Below are 17,128 nucleotides of genomic sequence, written 5' to 3'. Positions count from 1 at the left end.
GCAACGCGTTGTGTCCTGCGCATCCGGTGTGAAGCGCCCCACTCTTTCGTTTGCCTCCGGTGATCCAGGGAAGGCGCCGCCCCGGAGCGAGGCTGGTTGCGCATTTCAACTGTTTTGTGCCCTGTCCTCGCTCTGTCCCGTTGTCAAGGAAACAGAGGTCCACGTGTCAGCGACGCTGGAAGCGACGAGTCTGTACAAGGTGTTCGGCAGAAGACCGGACCGGGCCGTCGAGCGGCTGCGCGGGGGCGCCGACCGGGAGGAACTGCGGGCCGAGGGCACGACCGCCGCCGTGATCGACGCGTCCTTCACCGTGGAGCCCGGCCAGATCTTCGTCGTCATGGGCCTGTCCGGCTCCGGCAAGTCCACCCTGCTGCGCATGCTGAACGGCCTGCTCGAGCCCACCGCCGGGCACGTGCGCTTCGACGGCCAGGACCTGACCACGCTCGGCGCCCGTGAACTGCGCGAGGTCCGCTCCAAGAAGATCAGCATGGTCTTCCAGCACTTCGCGCTCTTCCCGCACCGCAGCGTGCGCGAGAACGCCGCCTACGGTCTGGAAGTGCAGGGCGTGCCCCGCGCCGAGCGCGCACGCCGTGCCGACGAGGCGCTCGCCCTGTGCGGCCTGGCCGGCTGGGAGAAGTCCTGGCCCGACGAGCTGTCCGGCGGCATGCAGCAGCGCGTCGGCCTGGCCCGCGCACTCGCCACCGACGCCGACCTGCTGCTGATGGACGAGTCCTTCAGCGCCCTGGACCCGCTGATCCGCCGTGACATGCAGGACCAGCTCCTGGAACTCCAGCAGAAGCTCAAGAAGACCATCGTCTTCATCACCCACGACCTCAACGAGGCCATGCGCCTGGGCGACCGCATCGCCGTCATGCGCGACGGCCGCATCGTCCAGATCGGCACCGCCCAGGACATCCTGCTGCGGCCGGAGAGCGACTACGTCGCCTCCTTCACCCAGGACGTCGACCGCTCCCGCGTCCTGACCGCGGGCGAGCTCATGGACACCTCGGTCACCGCCGACGCCCCCGGCTGCCACTGCGAGACCGCCACGCCCGACACCCCCTTCACCGAGCTGTGCGCCATCAGCGCCCGGCTCACCCACCCCGTCGCGGTCGTGGACGGGGACGACAAGCAGCTCGGCGTCGTTCCCCGCCAGCGCCTGGTCGGCTTCCTCGGCGACGAGCCGGACGCCACCCCGCAGCCCTGCGACTCCCCGCGGGACAAGGGCGGAGAGAAGGTGACCGCCGATGCCTAGGGTTCAGCTCGGCAGCTGGGTCAACGACGCGGTCGACTGGCTCACCACCCACATGGCGTGGCTGTTCGACTTCTGCAAGACCGTCTTCCTCGGCCTCTACGACGGCATCAACGCCGTCCTCCAGGCCCCCGAACCGCTGCTCCTCGCCGGCATCTTCGCCGTGATCGCCTTCTGGCTGCGCGGCACCCTCGCCGGCCTCCTCACCTTCGCCGGATTCGCGTTCATCGACTCCCTCGAACTGTGGGAGAACGCGATGATCACCCTGGCGCTCGTCCTCGTGGCGACCGTCATCGCGCTGGTGATCTCCATACCGGTCGGCATCTGGGCGGCCCGCTCGGACCGCGTCAGCGGTCTGGTCCGGCCCGTACTGGACTTCATGCAGACGCTGCCCGCGATGATCTACCTCATCCCGGCGATCCTGTTCTTCGGCACCGGCGCCCCAGCGGGCATCGTCGCCACCCTGATCTTCGCGCTCGCCCCGGGCGTGCGCATGACCGAGCTGGGCATCCGGCAGGTCGACAAGGAACTGGTCGAGGCGGCCGAGGCATTCGGCACCTCGCCCCGCAACACACTGCTGCGCGTCCAGCTCCCGCTGGCCCTGCCCACCGTCATGGCCGGCGTCAACCAGGTCATCATGCTCGGCCTGTCCATGGCCGCGATCGCCGGCATGGTCGGCACCGGCGGCCTCGGCGGCGACGTCAACGAGGCCATCGGCCAGCTCAACGTGGGCCTCGGCTCCGAGGCCGGTGTGGCGATCGTGATCCTCGCGATCTACCTGGACCGCATGACCAGCGCCCTGGGCACCCAGGTCTCCCCGCTCGGCCGACGCGCCGCCGCCAAGCTGCGCGCCGCCCAGGGGCTGAAGATCTGGTCGTACCGGCCCCGTCCGGTCGTCGCCGTGATCGGTGTCGTCGTCCTCGCGCTCACGGCGGGCGGCATGGGCGCCTTCGGCGGCGGCACCGGCACCGAGGCGGTGGCGGACGGCAAGAACGTCGGCCAGGGCAAGAAGATCACCATCGGCTACATCCCCTGGGACGAGGGCGTCGCCTCCACCTTCCTCTGGAAGGAGGTCCTGGAACAGCGCGGCTACGAGGTCGAGGCCAAGCAGTTCGACGCGGGCCCGCTGTACACCTCCCTCGCCCAGGGCGACATCGACTTCCAGACCGACTCCTGGCTGCCCACGACCCACGCCCAGTACTGGAAGAAGTACGGCAAGCAGCTCGACGACCTCGGCTCCTGGTACGACAAGACGTCCCTGGAGCTCTCCGTGCCCGCCTACATGAAGGGCATCGACTCCCTGGCGGACCTCAAGGGCAAGGCGTCGCAGTTCGGCGGCAAGATCACCGGCATCGAGTCCAGCGCCGGCGAGATGGCCCTGCTGAAGGGCAAGGTCCTCAAGGAGTACGGCCTGGACAAGGAGTACAAGGTCGTCGACAGCTCCACGCCCGCGATGCTGGCCGAGCTGAAGCGCGCCTACGCCCAGAAGAAGCCGATCGTCACCACCCTCTGGTCGCCGCATTGGGCGTACAACGACTACGACCTCAAGAAGCTCAAGGACCCCAAGGGCGCCTGGGGCGAGGGCGACGGGGTGCACACCCTGTCCCGCAAGGGCTTCGCCGGCGACGACCCCACGGTCGCCAGGTGGCTGAAGAACTTCAGCATGAGCGAGAAGCAGCTCACCAGCCTCGAGGCCGAGATCAACAAGGCGGGCAAGGGCAACCAGCAGGACGCCGTCCGCGCCTGGCTGAAGCAGAACCCCGGCGTGGTCGACAAGATGGCCCCGGTGCAGAACGCCGGGGGCGGCACGCCCACCGAGGCTAAGCAGCCCCTCGATGTCGCCTGGTTCCCCTGGGACGAGGACATCGCCGTCACCTACCTGTGGAAGAACGTCCTGGAGCGGCGCGGCTACAAGCTGAACCTGAAGCAGATGGACGTGGGCCCGGTCTACACCGGTCTGGCCTCGGGCGATCTGGACCTCAACTTCGACGCCTGGCTGCCCTACGCCCAGAAGAACTACTGGGACAAGAACAAGGACCGGCTCAAGGACCTCGGCACCTGGTACGAACCGACCTCCCTGGAGCTCGCCGTACCGTCCTATGTGAAGGGCGTCGACTCCCTGGAGGACCTCAAGGGCAAGTCCTCCACCTTCAAGGGCAAGATCATCGGCATCGAGCCGGGCACCGGCGAGATGGACCTGCTGAAGAACGAGGTCCTGCCCGCCTACGGCCTGGACGAGGAGTACGAGGTCGTCGACGGCTCCACGCCCGCGATGCTGGCCGAGCTGAAGCGCGCGTACGCCAAGAAGGAACCGATCGCCGTCACCCTCTGGTCGCCGCACTGGGCGTACAGCGACTACCAGCTGACCAAGCTGAAGGACCCGAAGAAGGCCTTCGGCGAGGGCAACACGATCCGCACCATCTCCAACGAGGAGTTCCCCGAGGAGTACCCGCAGCTCACGAAGTGGATCAAGAACTTCAAGATGAGCGAGGAGGAGCTCGGCAGCCTGGAGAGCGAGAACAAGGACCGCGGTCAGGGCCATGAGGAGGAGGCCGTGGCCGACTGGCTCGGGCGGCATCCGGACATGGTGCGGAGGATGACTCCGCAGTAGGGTTCCGGGGTGGGACGCGCGACACGCCGCGTCCCGCCCCGGCCCTCGTTCCACGAACGGGATCCGGACAACCACAGAGTGCCACGCCACCCCCCGAACCCCCTTCTCCCCGCCTGTTCCCACAGCGGCCTGGCCACCCCGCCCGTCCCGCTCGGCACGGATCACCTGGCGCGAAGTGTGAGGTCGCGCACCGTCCCGTATGACGGCGATGTGACGGCCGCCTGAAACGGTTTGCCGAACATGCGTAGGGTGCAGACAACTCAACAGCAGCAGTGCGCCGGGACACCGTCGCACGGGGAGCGGATCGACGGGCCGAGGAGGGAGCCGGAGCGATGGGCGACCACAAAGAGCAGCCCCTTCGGGTGGGTGCGGCCGTGCGCCGGCGGCGCCGCGCGCTGGAGCTCACCCTCGCCGTCGTGGCCGCGCGCAGCGGCCTGTCGGTCCCGTTCCTGAGCCAGATCGAGAACGACCGCGCGCGGCCCAGCACCAGCTCCCTGGAGAAGGTCGCCGACGCCCTGCGCACCACCGCCGTGGAGCTCCTCGCCGCGGCCGACCCCGCGTGCAGCGTGGACGTCGTCCGCGCCGACGGCAGCGAACCGGAGCCCCGGCCGCGGACCCGCTCCCTGGTCCGCGGCCACCACCAGATGCACGCCTCCGAATTCACCGGCGACCATGACGCCGGCCGTGAATTCCAGTACCGCAACGACCAGTTGATGTATGTTGCCGACGGCGCGGTGGAGATCGAGGCGGAAGGCCGCGCCTACCGCCTCGGCCGTGGTGACACGCTGTACCTGACCGGCGGTGTACGGCACCGCTGGCGGGCCGCGGAGTCCGACACCCGCGTGATCGTCGTGGCCGTCGCGGAGCACATCGAGGCGGTTCGGGACCGGCCGCGCCGGTGAGGGTCGTCTCGCTGGTCCCCTCGCTGACCGAGGCGGTGGCCCGCTCCGCGCCCGGCACCCTGGTCGGCGCCACCGACTGGTGCACGCATCCCGCCGGCCTGGACGTCGTACGCGCCGGTGGCACCAAGAACCCGAAGACGGACCGGATCCTCTCCCTCGCGCCCGACCTGGTGATCGCCAACGAGGAGGAGAACCGCGCAGCCGACCTGGCGGCCCTGCGCGCCGCGGGCACCGAGGTCCTGGTGACGGAGATCCGCGACGTGCCGCAGGCCTTCCGGGAACTGGCCCGGGTCCTGGACGCCTGCGGGGTGACGGCCCGCCCCCGCTGGCTGGACGAGGCGGAGGAGGCCTGGGCGGCCCTGCCGGAGCCCGGGACGCGGCTGTCGGCCGTCGTGCCGGTCTGGCGCCGCCCGTGGATGGTCCTGGGCCGTGACACCTTCGCCGGTGACGTCCTCGCCCGCCTCGGCGTGGACCACGTCTACGCGAAACACCCCGACCGCTACCCGCGCGTCCCCGTGGAGGAGCTGCGCGCCGCGGCGCCGGACGTGGTGGTCCTGCCGGACGAGCCCTACCGCTTCGCCGCGGACGACGGCCCCGAGGCTTTCCCCGGCGTGCCCTGCGCGCTCGTCAGCGGACGGCACCTGACGTGGTACGGGCCGTCACTGCCCGAGGCGCCAGGCGTGCTGCTCCGGGCGCTGCGAGCAGCTCGCCCCTGAGCAGCCCGCGCACGGTTCCCGCGACGGCCGTGCCCCACGCCGCGACCAGCACCGCGAAGAGCAGCACCGCCGGACCCGCGTAGGCGACGAGCCCGGTGTGCCGGCCCAGCGCCTCGGCGCCCGTGACACAGGTGCCGACCGGGAAGGTGAACGACCACCAGGTCATCGAGAACCGCATCCCGTGCCGCCGGGCGCGCACCACATGGGCGGCGGCCAGGCAGAACCACAGCAGCGCGAACCCCATGACGGGCACGCCGTACAGCACGGCGAGGACACCGAAACCCTCGCCGTACGGCTCCGGGACGACACCGGGCGCGACGTCCGCGAAGGCGCCGACGGCGGTGGTGGACTGCCCGAGTGGGCCCAGCACCAGGAAGAGCGTGGGGGTGAGGGCGAGGGGCAGCGGCCCGCCGGTGAGCGACCGGGCGAAGACCAGCGGCAGCATGACCAGGGTCGCGAGCAGGCTGAGCCCGAACAGCGCGAAGCAGCCGAGGAGCAGCGTCTCGCGGGCCTGACCGGGCGGCAGGTGCGGCACCAGGCCGGGCCCTACGGCGGCCGACACCATGGGCGCGACGAGCGGCAGCAGCCAGACCGGTGTGGCCTGCCCCGGCTCCACCCGATGCCGTACGGCCATCAGATACGGCACCGCCACGGCCGCGGCGAGCCCGACTGCCGTGCCCGCGGTGAACAGCACCGCGTCGAGCGCCACGGCGGACCGCAGTCCGATCCAGTCCCGGCCGACGGTGAGGGCACCGCCACCCACGGCCAGCAGAGCCATGGCGAGGCAGCCGTAGAAGGGTGCCGTGGCCGGGTCGAGGAGGTGGGCGACGGCCCGTTCCCGGTGCCGGGCCCAGTGCACGCCCCGGCCGGCGAGCAGCGCCAGCAGCAGCACGAGGGACAGGGCCCACACCCCGGCGAGCACGCCGCGCAGCCCCGGGATGTGCGGCGGCAGAGCGGCCCCGGCGGTGGCGACGACGGCGGTGCCCATCACGGTCGCGTACCAGTTGGGTCCGAGATCACGGACGGTGAGCGGGTACGCGAGGGGCTGGGCTGCGGTGACCATGACTCCACGATGGTTCCGGGCGGGGCGCACCACCAGGGACCGTGCCTCTATGGCGGCATAAGCTGGGCTTATGAGCAACGCGGATGAGCGGGCCGGGCAGGGAACGGCCGGGTCCCTGGCGCACCGGGTGCCGGACCTGGGCGCCCTGGAACTGCTGCTGGCGGTGGCGCGGCTCGGCAGTCTCGGCGGGGCGGCCCGGGAACTGGGCATCACCCAGCCCGCGGCCAGCAGCCGGATCCGGTCGATGGAACGGCAGCTCGGCGTGGCGCTGGTCGACCGGTCGCCCCGCGGGTCCCGGCTCACGGACGCCGGGGCCCTGGTGACGGACTGGGCGCGGCGGATCGTGGAGGCGGCGGAGGCGTTCGACGTGGGGGCGCAGGCGCTGCGCGTCCGGCGCGACTCCCGGCTGCGGGTGGCGGCGAGCATGACCATCGCGGAGTACCTGCTGCCCGGCTGGCTGCTCGCGCTGCGCGCGCAGCGGCCCGACACGGCGGTGTCGCTGCACGCGGGGAACTCGACCGTGGTGGCGGAGCGGCTGCTGTCCGACGAGGCGGACCTGGGTTTCGTGGAGGGCCTGTCGGTGCCCGCCGGACTCGACTCGGCGGTGATCGCCCACGACCGGCTGATCGTGGTGACGGCGCCGGGGCACGCGTGGGCCCGGCGGCGGGGCGCGCTCCAGGCTTCGGAGCTGGCCGCGACGCCTCTGATCCTGCGGGAGAAGGGCTCGGGCACACGGCAGGTCCTGGACGCGGCGCTGGGCGGTCTCGCGCGGCCGTTGATCGAGTTGTCCTCGACGACGGCGGTCAAGGCGGCCGCAGTGAGCGGGGCGGGGCCGGCGGTGCTGAGCGAACTGGCGGTGGGGGAGGAGCTGGCGATGCGACGGCTGGTGCCGGTGCCGGTGGAGGGGGTCGCCCTGGCCCGGGACCTGAGAGCGGTGTGGCCGACGGGACATCGCCCCACGGGGCCGGCCCGGGACCTGCTGTCGCTGACGCGGGGATAGCGGCGCGCCGTACCAGGGTGCTCCGCCCCCTGGACCCCCGACCTGTGCTCATCCACCCCCCCCCGCATCGGAGTGTGGGGAGGCCCGGCTCGCGGGTCGTGGAACCGAAGCCCTCCTGAGGTCACCCGCCGGAAGCCGCCTCCACCAGCGCCCCCATCACCCGTACGTCCTCTCCCATCTCCGGATGCCACTGCACCCCCAGCACCCAGTCGGCCGACGGCAGTTCGACCGCCTCCACCGTGCCGTCCGCCGCGTACGCCGACGGGACGAGGCCCTCGCCCAGACGATCCACGGCCTGATGGTGGTACGTCGGCACGAAGGTCTCCTCCGGCACCACCCCGGCGTACAGACTCCCCGGCACCGGCTTCACCGCATGCCCGCCGAAGACGCCCACGACCTCCGCGTGCCCCTCGATGTGCTGCAGCAGCGTCCCCCCGAGAGCGACGTTCAGCAGCTGCATGCCACGGCAGATCCCCAGCAGCGGCAGCCCAGCCGCCAGCGCGGCCTCGATCAGCGCCAGCTCCCACGCGTCCCGCTCCGGCGCCGGCGGGCCCGTTCGCGGCTCGCGCTCGGCCCCGTACCGCACCGGTTCCACATCCGGACCGCCCGCGATGACCAGCCCGTCCAGCCGGGCCACCGCGGCCCCGGCGTGCCGGGGGTCGTCCGGCGGCAGCATCGCGGCCAGGCCGCCCGCCCGCTGCACCAGCCGCGGGTAGCCGACCGGCAGCAGCGCGGCCTCCAGCTCCCACACGCCCCAGCGCGCACCGGACTCCAGGTAGGTGCTGACACCGATCAACGGCCTGGTCACGACAACTCCTTCACGCTCGGACGACTCAGTCCCTTGCCAACTCTGCCTCGGCGGCCGCCAGCGCCGCGAACTCCTCCTCCGGCGCCTTCGCCACCAGGTGCTTGCGGCTGTACAGGCCGAAGTAGGCGACGGCCACGGCGTACACCAGCAGGGCGATCAGCGCCGCCGTCACGTCCACCAGGAACGTCGCCACCAGCGCGGCGCACGCCAGCACCAGGGCGACCGACGACGTCAGCACCCCGCCCGGTGTGCGGTACGGCCGCTCCAGCTCCGGCTCCCTGCGGCGGAGCACGATGTGCGACAGGGACATCAGCGCGTAGGAGATGGTCGCCCCGAAGACGGCGATGTTCAGCATCCGCGCGCCGTTGCCGGAGGCCGCCGCCAGCAGGAAACCGATCGTGCCGGGCACCAGCAGGCCCAGGTACGGCGCCTTGCGGCGGCTGGTGAGCGACAGGAACCGGGGCAGATATCCCGCTCGGGACAGGGCGAACAGCTGGCGCGAGCCCGCGTAGATCAGGGAGAAGAACGACGCCACCAGGCCCGCGAGGCCCGCGTAGTTCACGATCCGGCTCAGGGTCGTCGCCTTGCCGTTCGGCTGGAGCGCCTCGACCAGCGGGTTGCCCGCCTCCTGGATGGCGGCGGAACCGCGCGCCCCGGCCGCCGCGAAGAACGTGACCACGGCCAGCACCACCAGGATGCCCATCGACCAGCGGATCGCCTTCGGCAGCGTCCGGGCCGGGTCCTTGGTCTCCTCGGCGGCCAGCGGCACGCCCTCGACACCGAGGAAGAACCACATGCCGAAGGGGAACGCGGCCCAGATGCCGAGCAGGCCGAACGGCAGCCAGGAGCTCGACCCCGCGGCCGACGCGTCGACCGGGATGTCGTCCAGCGACGCGAAGGAGAAGTCGGGCAGCGCCGCCAGCGCGAACACGATCAGGGCCACCACGGCGATGCCGGTGACGACGAAACTGAAGCGCAGCGCCTCCCCGACACCCCACAGGTGGATGCCGAGGAAGATCGCGAAGCAGACCAGGTACACCGGCCAGCCGGACTCCAGGCCGAACAGGCCGAGCGACTCGACGTAGTCGCCGATGAAGATGACGATGGCGGCGGGCGCGAGGACGTACTCGATCAGGATCGCCGTGCCGGTCAGGAAGCCGCCCCAGGGGCCGAGCGCCCGCCGGGCGAAGCCGTAGCCGCCGCCCGCGGTGGGCAGGATCGACGACAGCTCGGCGAGGGCGAAGACCATGCACGCGTACATCGCGCCCATGAGCACCATGGCGATCGCCAGGCCCCCGAAGCCGCCCTCGGCCAGGCCGAAGTTCCAGCCCGAGTAGTCACCGGAAACGACGTAGGCGACGCCGAGACCGGTGAGCAGCACCCAGCCGGCACTGCCGCGGCGCAGCGCTCTGCGCTCCAGATAGTCGTCGCCCTCAGGGGCGGCGGGTGTGATGGTGGGTTCCTGGGGCATGGGCGGTCTCCCGACGGGGCGGCGGCGGTCACGGGATCGAGTGGGGTCAGACTCAATGGAATGAGGCCATACCTTTGCGGGCCGACCGGGGGATGGCAATACCCGTGCGTTAATCGCCCGTAAATCCTCACCGGGTGAGGACACCGCCCGGCTCAGCCGAGGAAGCCCCGCAGCAGCGCGGCCGTGCCCCCGCAGTGCTCGCGCATGATCTCCCGCGCCTGGTCGGCCTCGCCCTCGATCACCGCCTCCACCAGGGCGGTGTGCTGCCGCTGGGAGTGCTCCAGGTTGCGCACCAGCAGCGGGATGCAGTCGAGCAGGTCGTTGACCCTCGCGCGGACGGCCGCGTACTGGGCGGTGAGCGTGGGGGAGCCGGACAGCTCGGCGAGCGTGAGGTGCAGCAGCGTGTCCAGGCGGCGGTACTCGGCGAGCGGCGCGTCTTGCGTGCGCGCCAGGGCCTCGCGCAGCCGGTCCGCCTGCTTCTCCTCCAGCCCGTGCGCCGCGCACAGTCCCGCCGCTCCCACCTCCAGCACCTCCCGGAACCGCAGCACGTCTTCTATGTCGACCTCGGCGACCCGGCGCCGCAGCTCGTCCTCGCCGACGGCGTCGGCACGCGGCAGCACGAACGTCCCGCCGTACCGGCCGCGCCGCGATTCGACCAGGCCCTGGTCCTGGAGAACCTTCAGCACCTCGCGCAGCGTCACCCGGCTGATCCCCAGCCGTTCCGCCAGCTCCCGCTCGGCCGGCAGCCGCTCGCCCCCCGGCACCAGACCCAGCCGTACGACCTGGAGGATCTGCTCCAGTGCCTCCTCGAAGCCGTTGCCCGCGCGCACCGGCCGCAGCACCGGCGTCAGCCCGTCCCGCACCTCGTCGCCCCCAGCTTCCTCCGGCATGTGGCCGTACCCCCTTCCCAAGCAATGGTTCTCGGCAATACCTTATGGCTCCCAGCGGATCCAAGGCAGCGGATCCAAGGAGCCTAGGAGGCCTTCCCGTGGCAGACCGCACACCCCCGCTGAGCGTCGAGGAACTGCACACCCTCGTCGCCGGCGGTGAGATCGACACTGTCGTCCTGGCCTTCCCCGACATGCAAGGGCGGCTCCAGGGCAAGCGGTTCGCCGCACGCTTCTTCCTCGACGAGGTCCTCCGCCACGGCACCGAGGGCTGCAACTACCTGCTCGCCGTCGACACCGAGATGAACACGGTCGACGGCTACGCGATGTCCTCCTGGGACCGCGGCTACGGCGACTTCGCCATGCACCCGGACCTCACCACCCTGCGCCGCGTCCCCTGGAACGAGGGCACGGCCATGCTCCACGCCGACCTCGCCTGGGACGACGGCTCCCCGGTCGTCGCCGCACCCCGCCAGATCCTGCGCCGCCAGCTGGAGCGCCTCGCCGAACTCGGCTACACCGCCCAGGTCGGCACCGAGCTGGAGTTCATCGTCTTCAAGGACACCTACGAACAGGCCTGGGACGCCGGATACAAGGGCCTGACCCCCGCCAACCAGTACAACATCGACTACTCGGTCCTCGGCACCGGCCGTATCGAGCCGCTGCTGCGCCGCATCCGCAACGAGATGGCGGGCGCCGGCCTGACCGTCGAGTCCGCCAAGGGCGAGTGCAACCCCGGCCAGCACGAGATCGCCTTCCGCTACGACGAGGCCCTGGTCACCTGCGACCAGCACTCCGTCTACAAGACCGGCGCCAAGGAGATCGCCGCCCAGGAGGGCATGTCGATCACCTTCATGGCCAAGTACAACGAGCGCGAGGGCAACTCCTGCCACATCCACCTCTCGCTCGCCGACGCCGACGGTGACAACGCCATGGCCGGCGATCTCGAAGGCGGCATGTCCGAGGTCATGCGCCACTTCCTGGCCGGCCAGCTCGCCGCCCTGCGCGACTTCTCCCTCCTCTACGCCCCCAACATCAACTCCTACAAGCGGTTCCAGCCCGGCTCCTTCGCCCCGACCGCCGTCGCCTGGGGCCAGGACAACCGCACGTGCGCGCTGCGCGTGGTCGGCCACGGCCGCTCCCTGCGCTTCGAGAACCGCCTGCCCGGCGGCGACGTCAACCCCTACCTCGCCGTCGCCGGGCTGGTCGCGGCCGGGCTGCACGGCATCGAGCAGAAACTGGAGCTGCCCGACCCCTGTCCCGGCAACGCCTACACCGCCGACCTGGACCACGTCCCCACCACCCTGCGCGAGGCCGCCGAGCTCTGGGAGAACAGCCCCATCGCCCGGGCCGCCTTCGGCGACGAGGTCGTCGCGCACTACCGCAACATGGCACGCGTCGAACTGGACGCCTACGACGCCGCGGTGACCGACTGGGAGCTGCGCCGCTCCTTCGAACGCATGTGAGGTCCTTCGTGTCTTCCGAGCACCTACTGGAAGTACTGAACCCCGCGACCGAGGAGGTCGTCGCCGCCGTCGCCGGGGCGAGCCCGGCCGACGTCGACGCGGCCGTCACCCACGCCGCCAGGGCACAGCGGATCTGGGCCGCCCTGGCACCCGCGGACCGCGCGCGGCTGCTGCGCCGCTTCGCGGCCGTCGTCGACGACCACCTGGAGGAGCTGGCCCGCCTGGAGGTCCGCGAGGCCGGCCACCTCATCGGCAACGCCCGCTGGGAGGCCGGCAACGTCCGCGACCTGCTGGACTACGCGGCCGGGGGAGTGGAGCGGCTCACCGGCCGTCAGATCCCGGTCCCCGGCGGCCTGGACGTCACGATCCTCGAACCGCTCGGCGTCGTCGGCGTGATCGCGCCCTGGAACTTCCCCATGCCGATCGCCGCCTGGGGCACCGCCCCCGCCCTCGCGGCCGGCAACGCCGTCCTCCTCAAACCCGCCGAGACCACCCCGCTCACCGCGCTGCGCCTGGCCGAACTCGCCCTGGAGGCCGGTCTCCCCGAGCACCTCTTCCAGGTCCTGCCGGGACGCGGTGACATCACGGGCGACGCCCTGGTCCGCCACCCCGGAGTCGCCAAGATCGTCTTCACCGGCTCCACCCGGACGGGGACCCGCGTCGCGGCCCTCGGCGCCGAACAGGTCAAGCCCGTCACCCTCGAGCTCGGCGGCAAGAGCCCCAACGTCGTCTTCGCCGACGCCGACCTCAAGACCGCCGTCGACCCCTTCTCCTTCCTGGACAACTCCGGCCAGGACTGCTGCGCCCGCACCCGCATCCTGGTCCAGGAGCAGGTCTACGACGAGGTCCGCGAACTCCTCGCGAAGACCTTGGCCGAGGTGGTGGTGGGCGACCCGGCCGACGAGAAGACCCAGATGGGCCCGCTGATCTCCCGGGAGCAGCTCGACCGGGTCCGCGGCTTCGTGCCCGACGACGCCCCGGCCCTGCGCGGCAGCGCACCCGGGGGCCCGGGCTTCTGGTTCCCGCCGACCGTCCTGACCGGCGAGAGCCCCGACTCGGCGGCGGCCCGCGAGGAGATCTTCGGCCCCGTCGCCGTGCTCCTGCCCTTCACCGACGAGCAGGACGCGATCCGGCTGGCCAACGGCACCCCCTACGGCCTCTCCGGCTCCATCTGGACCCGCGACGTCGGCCGTGCCCTGCGCGTCTCCCAGGCCGTCCGCGCCGGCAACCTGTCCGTCAACTCCCACGCCAGCGTCCGCTACTGGACCCCGTTCGGCGGCTACAAGCAGTCCGGTGTCGGGCGCGAGCTCGGCCCCGACGCCCTGGCCGCCTTCACCGAAACCAAGAACGTCTTCATCAGCACGGAGGGCCCCGCACAGTGACTGCCCAGGAGAACATCTGCCGCCGTCTGGTCGGCCGTACCGCCGTCGTCACCGGAGCCGGCAGCGGCATCGGCCTCGCCGCGGCCCGCCGCCTCGCCTCCGAGGGCGCCCACGTCGTCTGCGGCGACGTCGACGACACCCGCGGCAAGGCGGCCGCCGAGGAGGTCGGCGGCACCTTCGTGAAGGTCGACGTCACCGACCCCGAGCAGGTCGAGGCCCTCTTCAGGACCGCCTACGACACCTACGGCAGCGTCGACATCGCCTTCAACAACGCCGGCATCTCCCCGCCCGACGACGACTCCATCCTGGAGACCGGCCTGGAGGCCTGGAAGCGCGTCCAGGAGGTCAACCTCACCTCCGTCTACCTGTGCTGCAAGGCCGCCATCCCCTACATGCAGCGCCAGGGCCGGGGCTCGATCATCAACACGGCGTCCTTCGTGGCCCGGATGGGCGCGGCCACCTCCCAGATCTCGTACACGGCCTCCAAGGGCGGCGTCCTCGCCATGTCCCGGGAACTGGGCGTGCAGTTCGCCCGTGAGGGCATCCGCGTGAACGCCCTCTGCCCGGGCCCGGTCAACACGCCGCTCCTGCAGGAACTGTTCGCCAAGGACCCGGAGCGGGCCGCGCGCCGCCTGGTGCACATCCCGCTGGGCCGGTTCGCCGAGGCCGAGGAGATCGCCGCCGCGGTGGCCTTCCTGGCCAGCGACGACTCCTCCTTCGTGAACGCCACCGACTTCCTGGTCGACGGCGGGATCGCGGGGGCGTACGTCACACCCCTGTAGGCGCCCGTCCCGGGGGGCCGGGTCGCGCCCTACAGTGCCGGGATGAGCATGACGCCGCCGCCCGGCTGGTACCCCGACCCGCACGCCCCCCACCGGCAGCGCTGGTGGGACGGCACGGCCTGGACCGAGCACCACAGCGCGCCCGGGGCCCCCGCCGCCCCGCCGCCGGGCGGCGGCACCGGCCGGACGAAGGCGGTCGCCCTGACCGCCACGGGCGCCGTCCTGGTCGCGGCGATCGTCACCGGAGCCGTCGTCCTCGGCGGGGGCGACGGCGACGGCACCACGACCAGGACGGCCCCGACCACGACCCCCGCCCACACGCCCGGTCCGCCGGAGCCGACCCCCGAGGCGTCCACCTCCGAGCCCTCCGCCGACGACCCCGCGGTCGTCGAGGACCAGCTCAACGGCATCACGTTCCCGCTGCTCGACGGCTGGGTCCGCCCGCAGTACGTCGCCCAGGACGACGTCGTCATGACGACCGACGGCACCTACGACTGCCCCGGCGGCGTGGGCCTGTGCCGCCACGGCATGGTCTTCTCCCGCACGGTGACCGAGAACGACGAGAAGTCCCCCGAGGCCCTCGCCAAGGCCGACATCTCCGAGGCGGCCGACGAGGCCTACGACCGCGACAGCCTCGGCCGCGAGCTCCACGGCGGCATGAAGTCGCACCAGGTCGTCAAGTCCGGGCCGGTCGCGGTGGCGGGCCGCGCCGGGTACCTGGTGCGCTGGCGCGTCACGACCGCCAAGGGACCCGGCGGTTACGTCCAGTCGCTCGTCTTCCCGTCCAGCGTCGGCACCGAGTCGCCGGTCCTCGTCCGTTACGTCTTCGACGCGGGCGAGGACGGGCCGCCGCTCGCCGACATGGACCGCGTCACCAAGGGCATCCGCCCGTTCGGCGACGCGGACACGGGCGGCGGCGTGGGCAGCAGCATCGGCCCGGCGGACTGACGCCCCACGGCCCTCAGAGGAACGTGTGGCCCTCGCCGCGGTAGGTCGGCACCGTCGCCGTCACCGCGTCGCCCTCCACCAGGTGCAGCGCGTCGAACCGCTCGCACAGCTCACCGGCCTTCGCGTGCCGGAACCACACCTTGTCGCCGATCAGCAGATCGTCCGCCGGTGAGCCCAGCAGCGGCGTCTGCACCTCGCCGGCGCCCTCCTGAGGGTCGTAGCGCAGCCCCTCCGGGAGGTACGGCACGGGCGACCGGTCGGCCCCGGCCGCGCCCGAGGCGGGATACCCACCGCCGAGGACGGTCACGATCCCGACCCCCGGCCGCCGCACCACGGGCATGGCGAAGAGGGCCGCCGGACGGCCGCTGAACGACGTGTAGTTGTCGAACAGCCGCGGCACGTACAGCCCCGACCCGGCGGCGATCTCGGTCACCGCCTCCTCGGCCGCCGTGTGCTGCACCGAACCGGTGCCCCCGCCGTTGACGAACTCCAGCCCCGGCACGACGGCCCGCACCGCGCGCACCACCTCCGCACGCCGCTCGGCCAGTTCACGCTTGGCGGCGGCCTGCATCAACCGGATGGCGCGGGACCGCAGCGGCCGTCCCGCCACCGCGTCCCCGACCCCGGCGACATGCCCCTCGTACGCCATGATCCCCACGACCTCGAAGCCGGGCCGCCGGGTCACGGCCCGCGCCACCTCGGCGACCTCGGCGGGGGAGTGCAGCGGCGAGCGCCGGGCCCCGACCCGCACCCGCCCGCCGAGCAGCTTCAGCGAGGTGTCCAACTCCAGGCACACCCGCACCACTTCGCGCCCGCCGCCCCGGGAGGCGTCGATCAGATCCAGCTGGGCGACGTCCTCCACCATGACGGTCACGGCGGCGGCGAGTTTGGGATCACCGGCGAGTTCGGCGTATCCGGCACGGTCGGCGGACGGGTAGGCGAGCAGCACGTCGTCGAACCCCGACCGGGCCAGCCACAACGACTCGGCGAGGGTGAACGACATGATCCCCGCGAAGCCGTCCCGGGCCAGCACGCGTTCCAGCAGCGCCCGGCAGCGCACGGACTTGCTGGCGACCCGGACGGGCTTGCCCCCGGCACGGCGCACCAGGTCGGCGGCGTTGGCGTCGAAGGCCTCGAGATCCACGATCGCGAGAGGAGCGTCGAGATGGGCGGTGGCCCGGTCGTAACGGGCCCGGTCGGAGGCGCGCGCAGTCATGAACGCAGCCTGCCAGACCCGATTACCGCAGGGTAGGGGGACGTTCCGGGCAGATGCCCCGCCGTCGCGGACTGGTTCCCGTTCGCCCAGGAACAAGCCGTAGAGTGACGCGCACGTACGGCGGATCGCGCCGGCCGGGGATCCGAACCGGGATGACGTTCCGTCCGTACGGGTATGTGTGCCCGGGACGACTGTGTGCCGGGCCTCGGGCAGGACGACACCGGCCCGCGCGAGACGAGCGGCCCGGGATGCGGAAACGGGGGGTGCATGAGCACGGAAGCGCAGCGCGCCTCTTTCCCCCCGCGCCCCACCACCCCGCCCCGTCCGTCGCACCCCCCGGCCGCGCCGCAGGCCCCGGCGAAGGACGGGCGGGAGACGGCGGGCACGGCCTCCGGCACCGCGACGGCCCCGGAAGCCGCCCCCACCGGGACGGCCGGAAGCACGGACGGCGAGAAACCCTCCGACAGGCCGAACGGCCACCCCCGGTTCCCGAGCCTCGGCGCCACGAAACCCGCTGACGCCGGACCCCGGCGCACCGAGTCCGCGGCACCGCCCCCGCCCCGCGCCTCCACCCGCCTCCCCGACGCACCGCCGAGCATCGGCCGCGCCTCGCGCCCGGAGTCG

14 protein-coding genes and 1 pseudogene are annotated in these 17,128 nt (G+C 72.2%); 10 read left to right on the top strand and 5 right to left on the bottom strand.

Going from position 1 to position 17,128, the window contains the following annotated elements:
• Positions 1 to 163: 163 nt before the first annotated feature.
• The 4 genes from AB0937_RS21015 to AB0937_RS21000 all read left to right on the top strand — a co-directional run bounded on the left by AB0937_RS21015 (position 164) and on the right by AB0937_RS21000 (position 5,481).
• On the top strand, positions 164 to 1,255 hold the full coding sequence (locus tag AB0937_RS21015) for a betaine/proline/choline family ABC transporter ATP-binding protein (protein ID WP_366713619.1): 1,092 nt from the start codon (positions 164 to 166) through the stop codon (positions 1,253 to 1,255).
• Positions 1,248 to 3,863 (top strand): ABC transporter permease/substrate binding protein, encoded by a 2,616-nt coding sequence (locus AB0937_RS21010; RefSeq protein ID WP_366713617.1) that lies wholly within the window; start codon positions 1,248 to 1,250, stop codon positions 3,861 to 3,863. Before AB0937_RS21015 ends, AB0937_RS21010 begins: the two co-directional genes overlap by 8 nt.
• A gap of 332 nt (positions 3,864 to 4,195) precedes the next feature.
• Positions 4,196 to 4,765, top strand: coding sequence for an XRE family transcriptional regulator (locus tag AB0937_RS21005; protein ID WP_366713616.1), 570 nt, complete (start codon positions 4,196 to 4,198; stop codon positions 4,763 to 4,765).
• Positions 4,762 to 5,481 (top strand): helical backbone metal receptor, encoded by a 720-nt coding sequence (locus AB0937_RS21000; RefSeq protein WP_366713615.1) that lies wholly within the window; start codon positions 4,762 to 4,764, stop codon positions 5,479 to 5,481. The genes AB0937_RS21005 and AB0937_RS21000 overlap by 4 nt, the downstream gene beginning before the upstream one ends.
• Here the strand turns inward: AB0937_RS21000 and AB0937_RS20995 are convergent.
• Entirely contained in the window at positions 5,393 to 6,544 is a 1,152-nt protein-coding gene (locus tag AB0937_RS20995; RefSeq protein ID WP_366713613.1) for a TDT family transporter, read from the bottom strand. The genes AB0937_RS21000 and AB0937_RS20995 overlap by 89 nt on opposite strands.
• Positions 6,545 to 6,614: 70 nt before the next feature.
• Here AB0937_RS20995 and AB0937_RS20990 point away from each other — a divergent pair, with 70 nt between their 5' ends.
• Positions 6,615 to 7,544: a LysR family transcriptional regulator gene (locus AB0937_RS20990; protein WP_366713612.1), complete on the top strand. Its 930-nt coding sequence runs from the start codon at positions 6,615 to 6,617 to the stop codon at positions 7,542 to 7,544.
• 121 nt (positions 7,545 to 7,665) lie between these two features.
• On the opposite strand, the gene AB0937_RS20985 is transcribed toward AB0937_RS20990, so the two are convergent.
• The 3 genes from AB0937_RS20985 to AB0937_RS20975 form a co-directional block, all read right to left on the bottom strand.
• On the bottom strand, positions 7,666 to 8,340 hold the full coding sequence (locus AB0937_RS20985) for a gamma-glutamyl-gamma-aminobutyrate hydrolase family protein (protein ID WP_366713682.1): 675 nt from the start codon (positions 8,338 to 8,340) through the stop codon (positions 7,666 to 7,668).
• Between the two features lie 37 nt (positions 8,341 to 8,377).
• Positions 8,378 to 9,823, bottom strand: coding sequence for an ethanolamine permease (gene eat / locus AB0937_RS20980; protein ID WP_366713610.1), 1,446 nt, complete (start codon positions 9,821 to 9,823; stop codon positions 8,378 to 8,380).
• Between the two features lie 152 nt (positions 9,824 to 9,975).
• Complete coding sequence (locus AB0937_RS20975) at positions 9,976 to 10,713, bottom strand: FCD domain-containing protein (RefSeq protein WP_366713609.1); 738 nt, start codon at positions 10,711 to 10,713, stop codon at positions 9,976 to 9,978.
• Positions 10,714 to 10,811: 98 nt separating this feature from the next.
• On the opposite strand from AB0937_RS20975, the gene AB0937_RS20970 reads away from it, so the two are divergent.
• Genes AB0937_RS20970 through AB0937_RS20955 form a run of 4 tightly spaced genes read left to right on the top strand, consistent with a single transcriptional unit; the run spans position 10,812 to position 15,288 of the window.
• Positions 10,812 to 12,176: a glutamine synthetase family protein gene (locus tag AB0937_RS20970; protein WP_366713607.1), complete on the top strand. Its 1,365-nt coding sequence runs from the start codon at positions 10,812 to 10,814 to the stop codon at positions 12,174 to 12,176.
• 8 nt (positions 12,177 to 12,184) lie between these two features.
• Positions 12,185 to 13,558, top strand: coding sequence for an aldehyde dehydrogenase family protein (locus AB0937_RS20965; protein WP_366713606.1), 1,374 nt, complete (start codon positions 12,185 to 12,187; stop codon positions 13,556 to 13,558).
• Positions 13,555 to 14,340, top strand: coding sequence for a 3-oxoacyl-ACP reductase (locus tag AB0937_RS20960; RefSeq protein WP_366713604.1), 786 nt, complete (start codon positions 13,555 to 13,557; stop codon positions 14,338 to 14,340). The genes AB0937_RS20965 and AB0937_RS20960 overlap by 4 nt, the downstream gene beginning before the upstream one ends.
• Positions 14,341 to 14,388: 48 nt before the next feature.
• Positions 14,389 to 15,288 (top strand): DUF2510 domain-containing protein, encoded by a 900-nt coding sequence (locus AB0937_RS20955; protein ID WP_366713681.1) that lies wholly within the window; start codon positions 14,389 to 14,391, stop codon positions 15,286 to 15,288.
• A 13-nt stretch (positions 15,289 to 15,301) separates the two neighbouring features.
• Here AB0937_RS20955 and AB0937_RS20950 read toward each other — a convergent pair whose 3' ends face one another.
• Entirely contained in the window at positions 15,302 to 16,504 is a 1,203-nt protein-coding gene (locus AB0937_RS20950) for an amino acid deaminase/aldolase (RefSeq protein ID WP_366713602.1), read from the bottom strand.
• A gap of 267 nt (positions 16,505 to 16,771) precedes the next feature.
• Here AB0937_RS20950 and AB0937_RS20945 point away from each other — a divergent pair.
• Positions 16,772 to 17,128 (top strand): annotated as a pseudogene (locus AB0937_RS20945) (hypothetical protein); the annotation flags it as partial.

The organism is Streptomyces sp. NPDC047880 (assembly GCF_040706515.1).
Classification (GTDB): Bacteria; Actinomycetota; Actinomycetes; order Streptomycetales; family Streptomycetaceae; genus Streptomyces.
Note: the sequence above shows the minus strand (reverse complement) of the source record. Positions and strands in the feature narration are given on the sequence as shown.

Bases quoted from the DNA above. Each gene is read 5' to 3' on its own strand.
- AB0937_RS21010 (WP_366713617.1), top strand. From the start codon at position 1,248: ATGCCTAGGGTTCAGCTCGGCAGCTGGGTCAACGACGCGGTCGACTGG.
- AB0937_RS21005 (WP_366713616.1), top strand. From the start codon at position 4,196: ATGGGCGACCACAAAGAGCAGCCCCTTCGGGTGGGTGCGGCCGTGCGC.
- AB0937_RS20995 (WP_366713613.1), bottom strand. From the start codon at position 6,544: ATGGTCACCGCAGCCCAGCCCCTCGCGTACCCGCTCACCGTCCGTGAT.
- AB0937_RS20990 (WP_366713612.1), top strand. From the start codon at position 6,615: ATGAGCAACGCGGATGAGCGGGCCGGGCAGGGAACGGCCGGGTCCCTG.
- eat (WP_366713610.1), bottom strand. From the start codon at position 9,823: ATGCCCCAGGAACCCACCATCACACCCGCCGCCCCTGAGGGCGACGAC.
- AB0937_RS20975 (WP_366713609.1), bottom strand. From the start codon at position 10,713: ATGCCGGAGGAAGCTGGGGGCGACGAGGTGCGGGACGGGCTGACGCCG.
- AB0937_RS20955 (WP_366713681.1), top strand. From the start codon at position 14,389: ATGACGCCGCCGCCCGGCTGGTACCCCGACCCGCACGCCCCCCACCGG.
- AB0937_RS20950 (WP_366713602.1), bottom strand. From the start codon at position 16,504: ATGACTGCGCGCGCCTCCGACCGGGCCCGTTACGACCGGGCCACCGCC.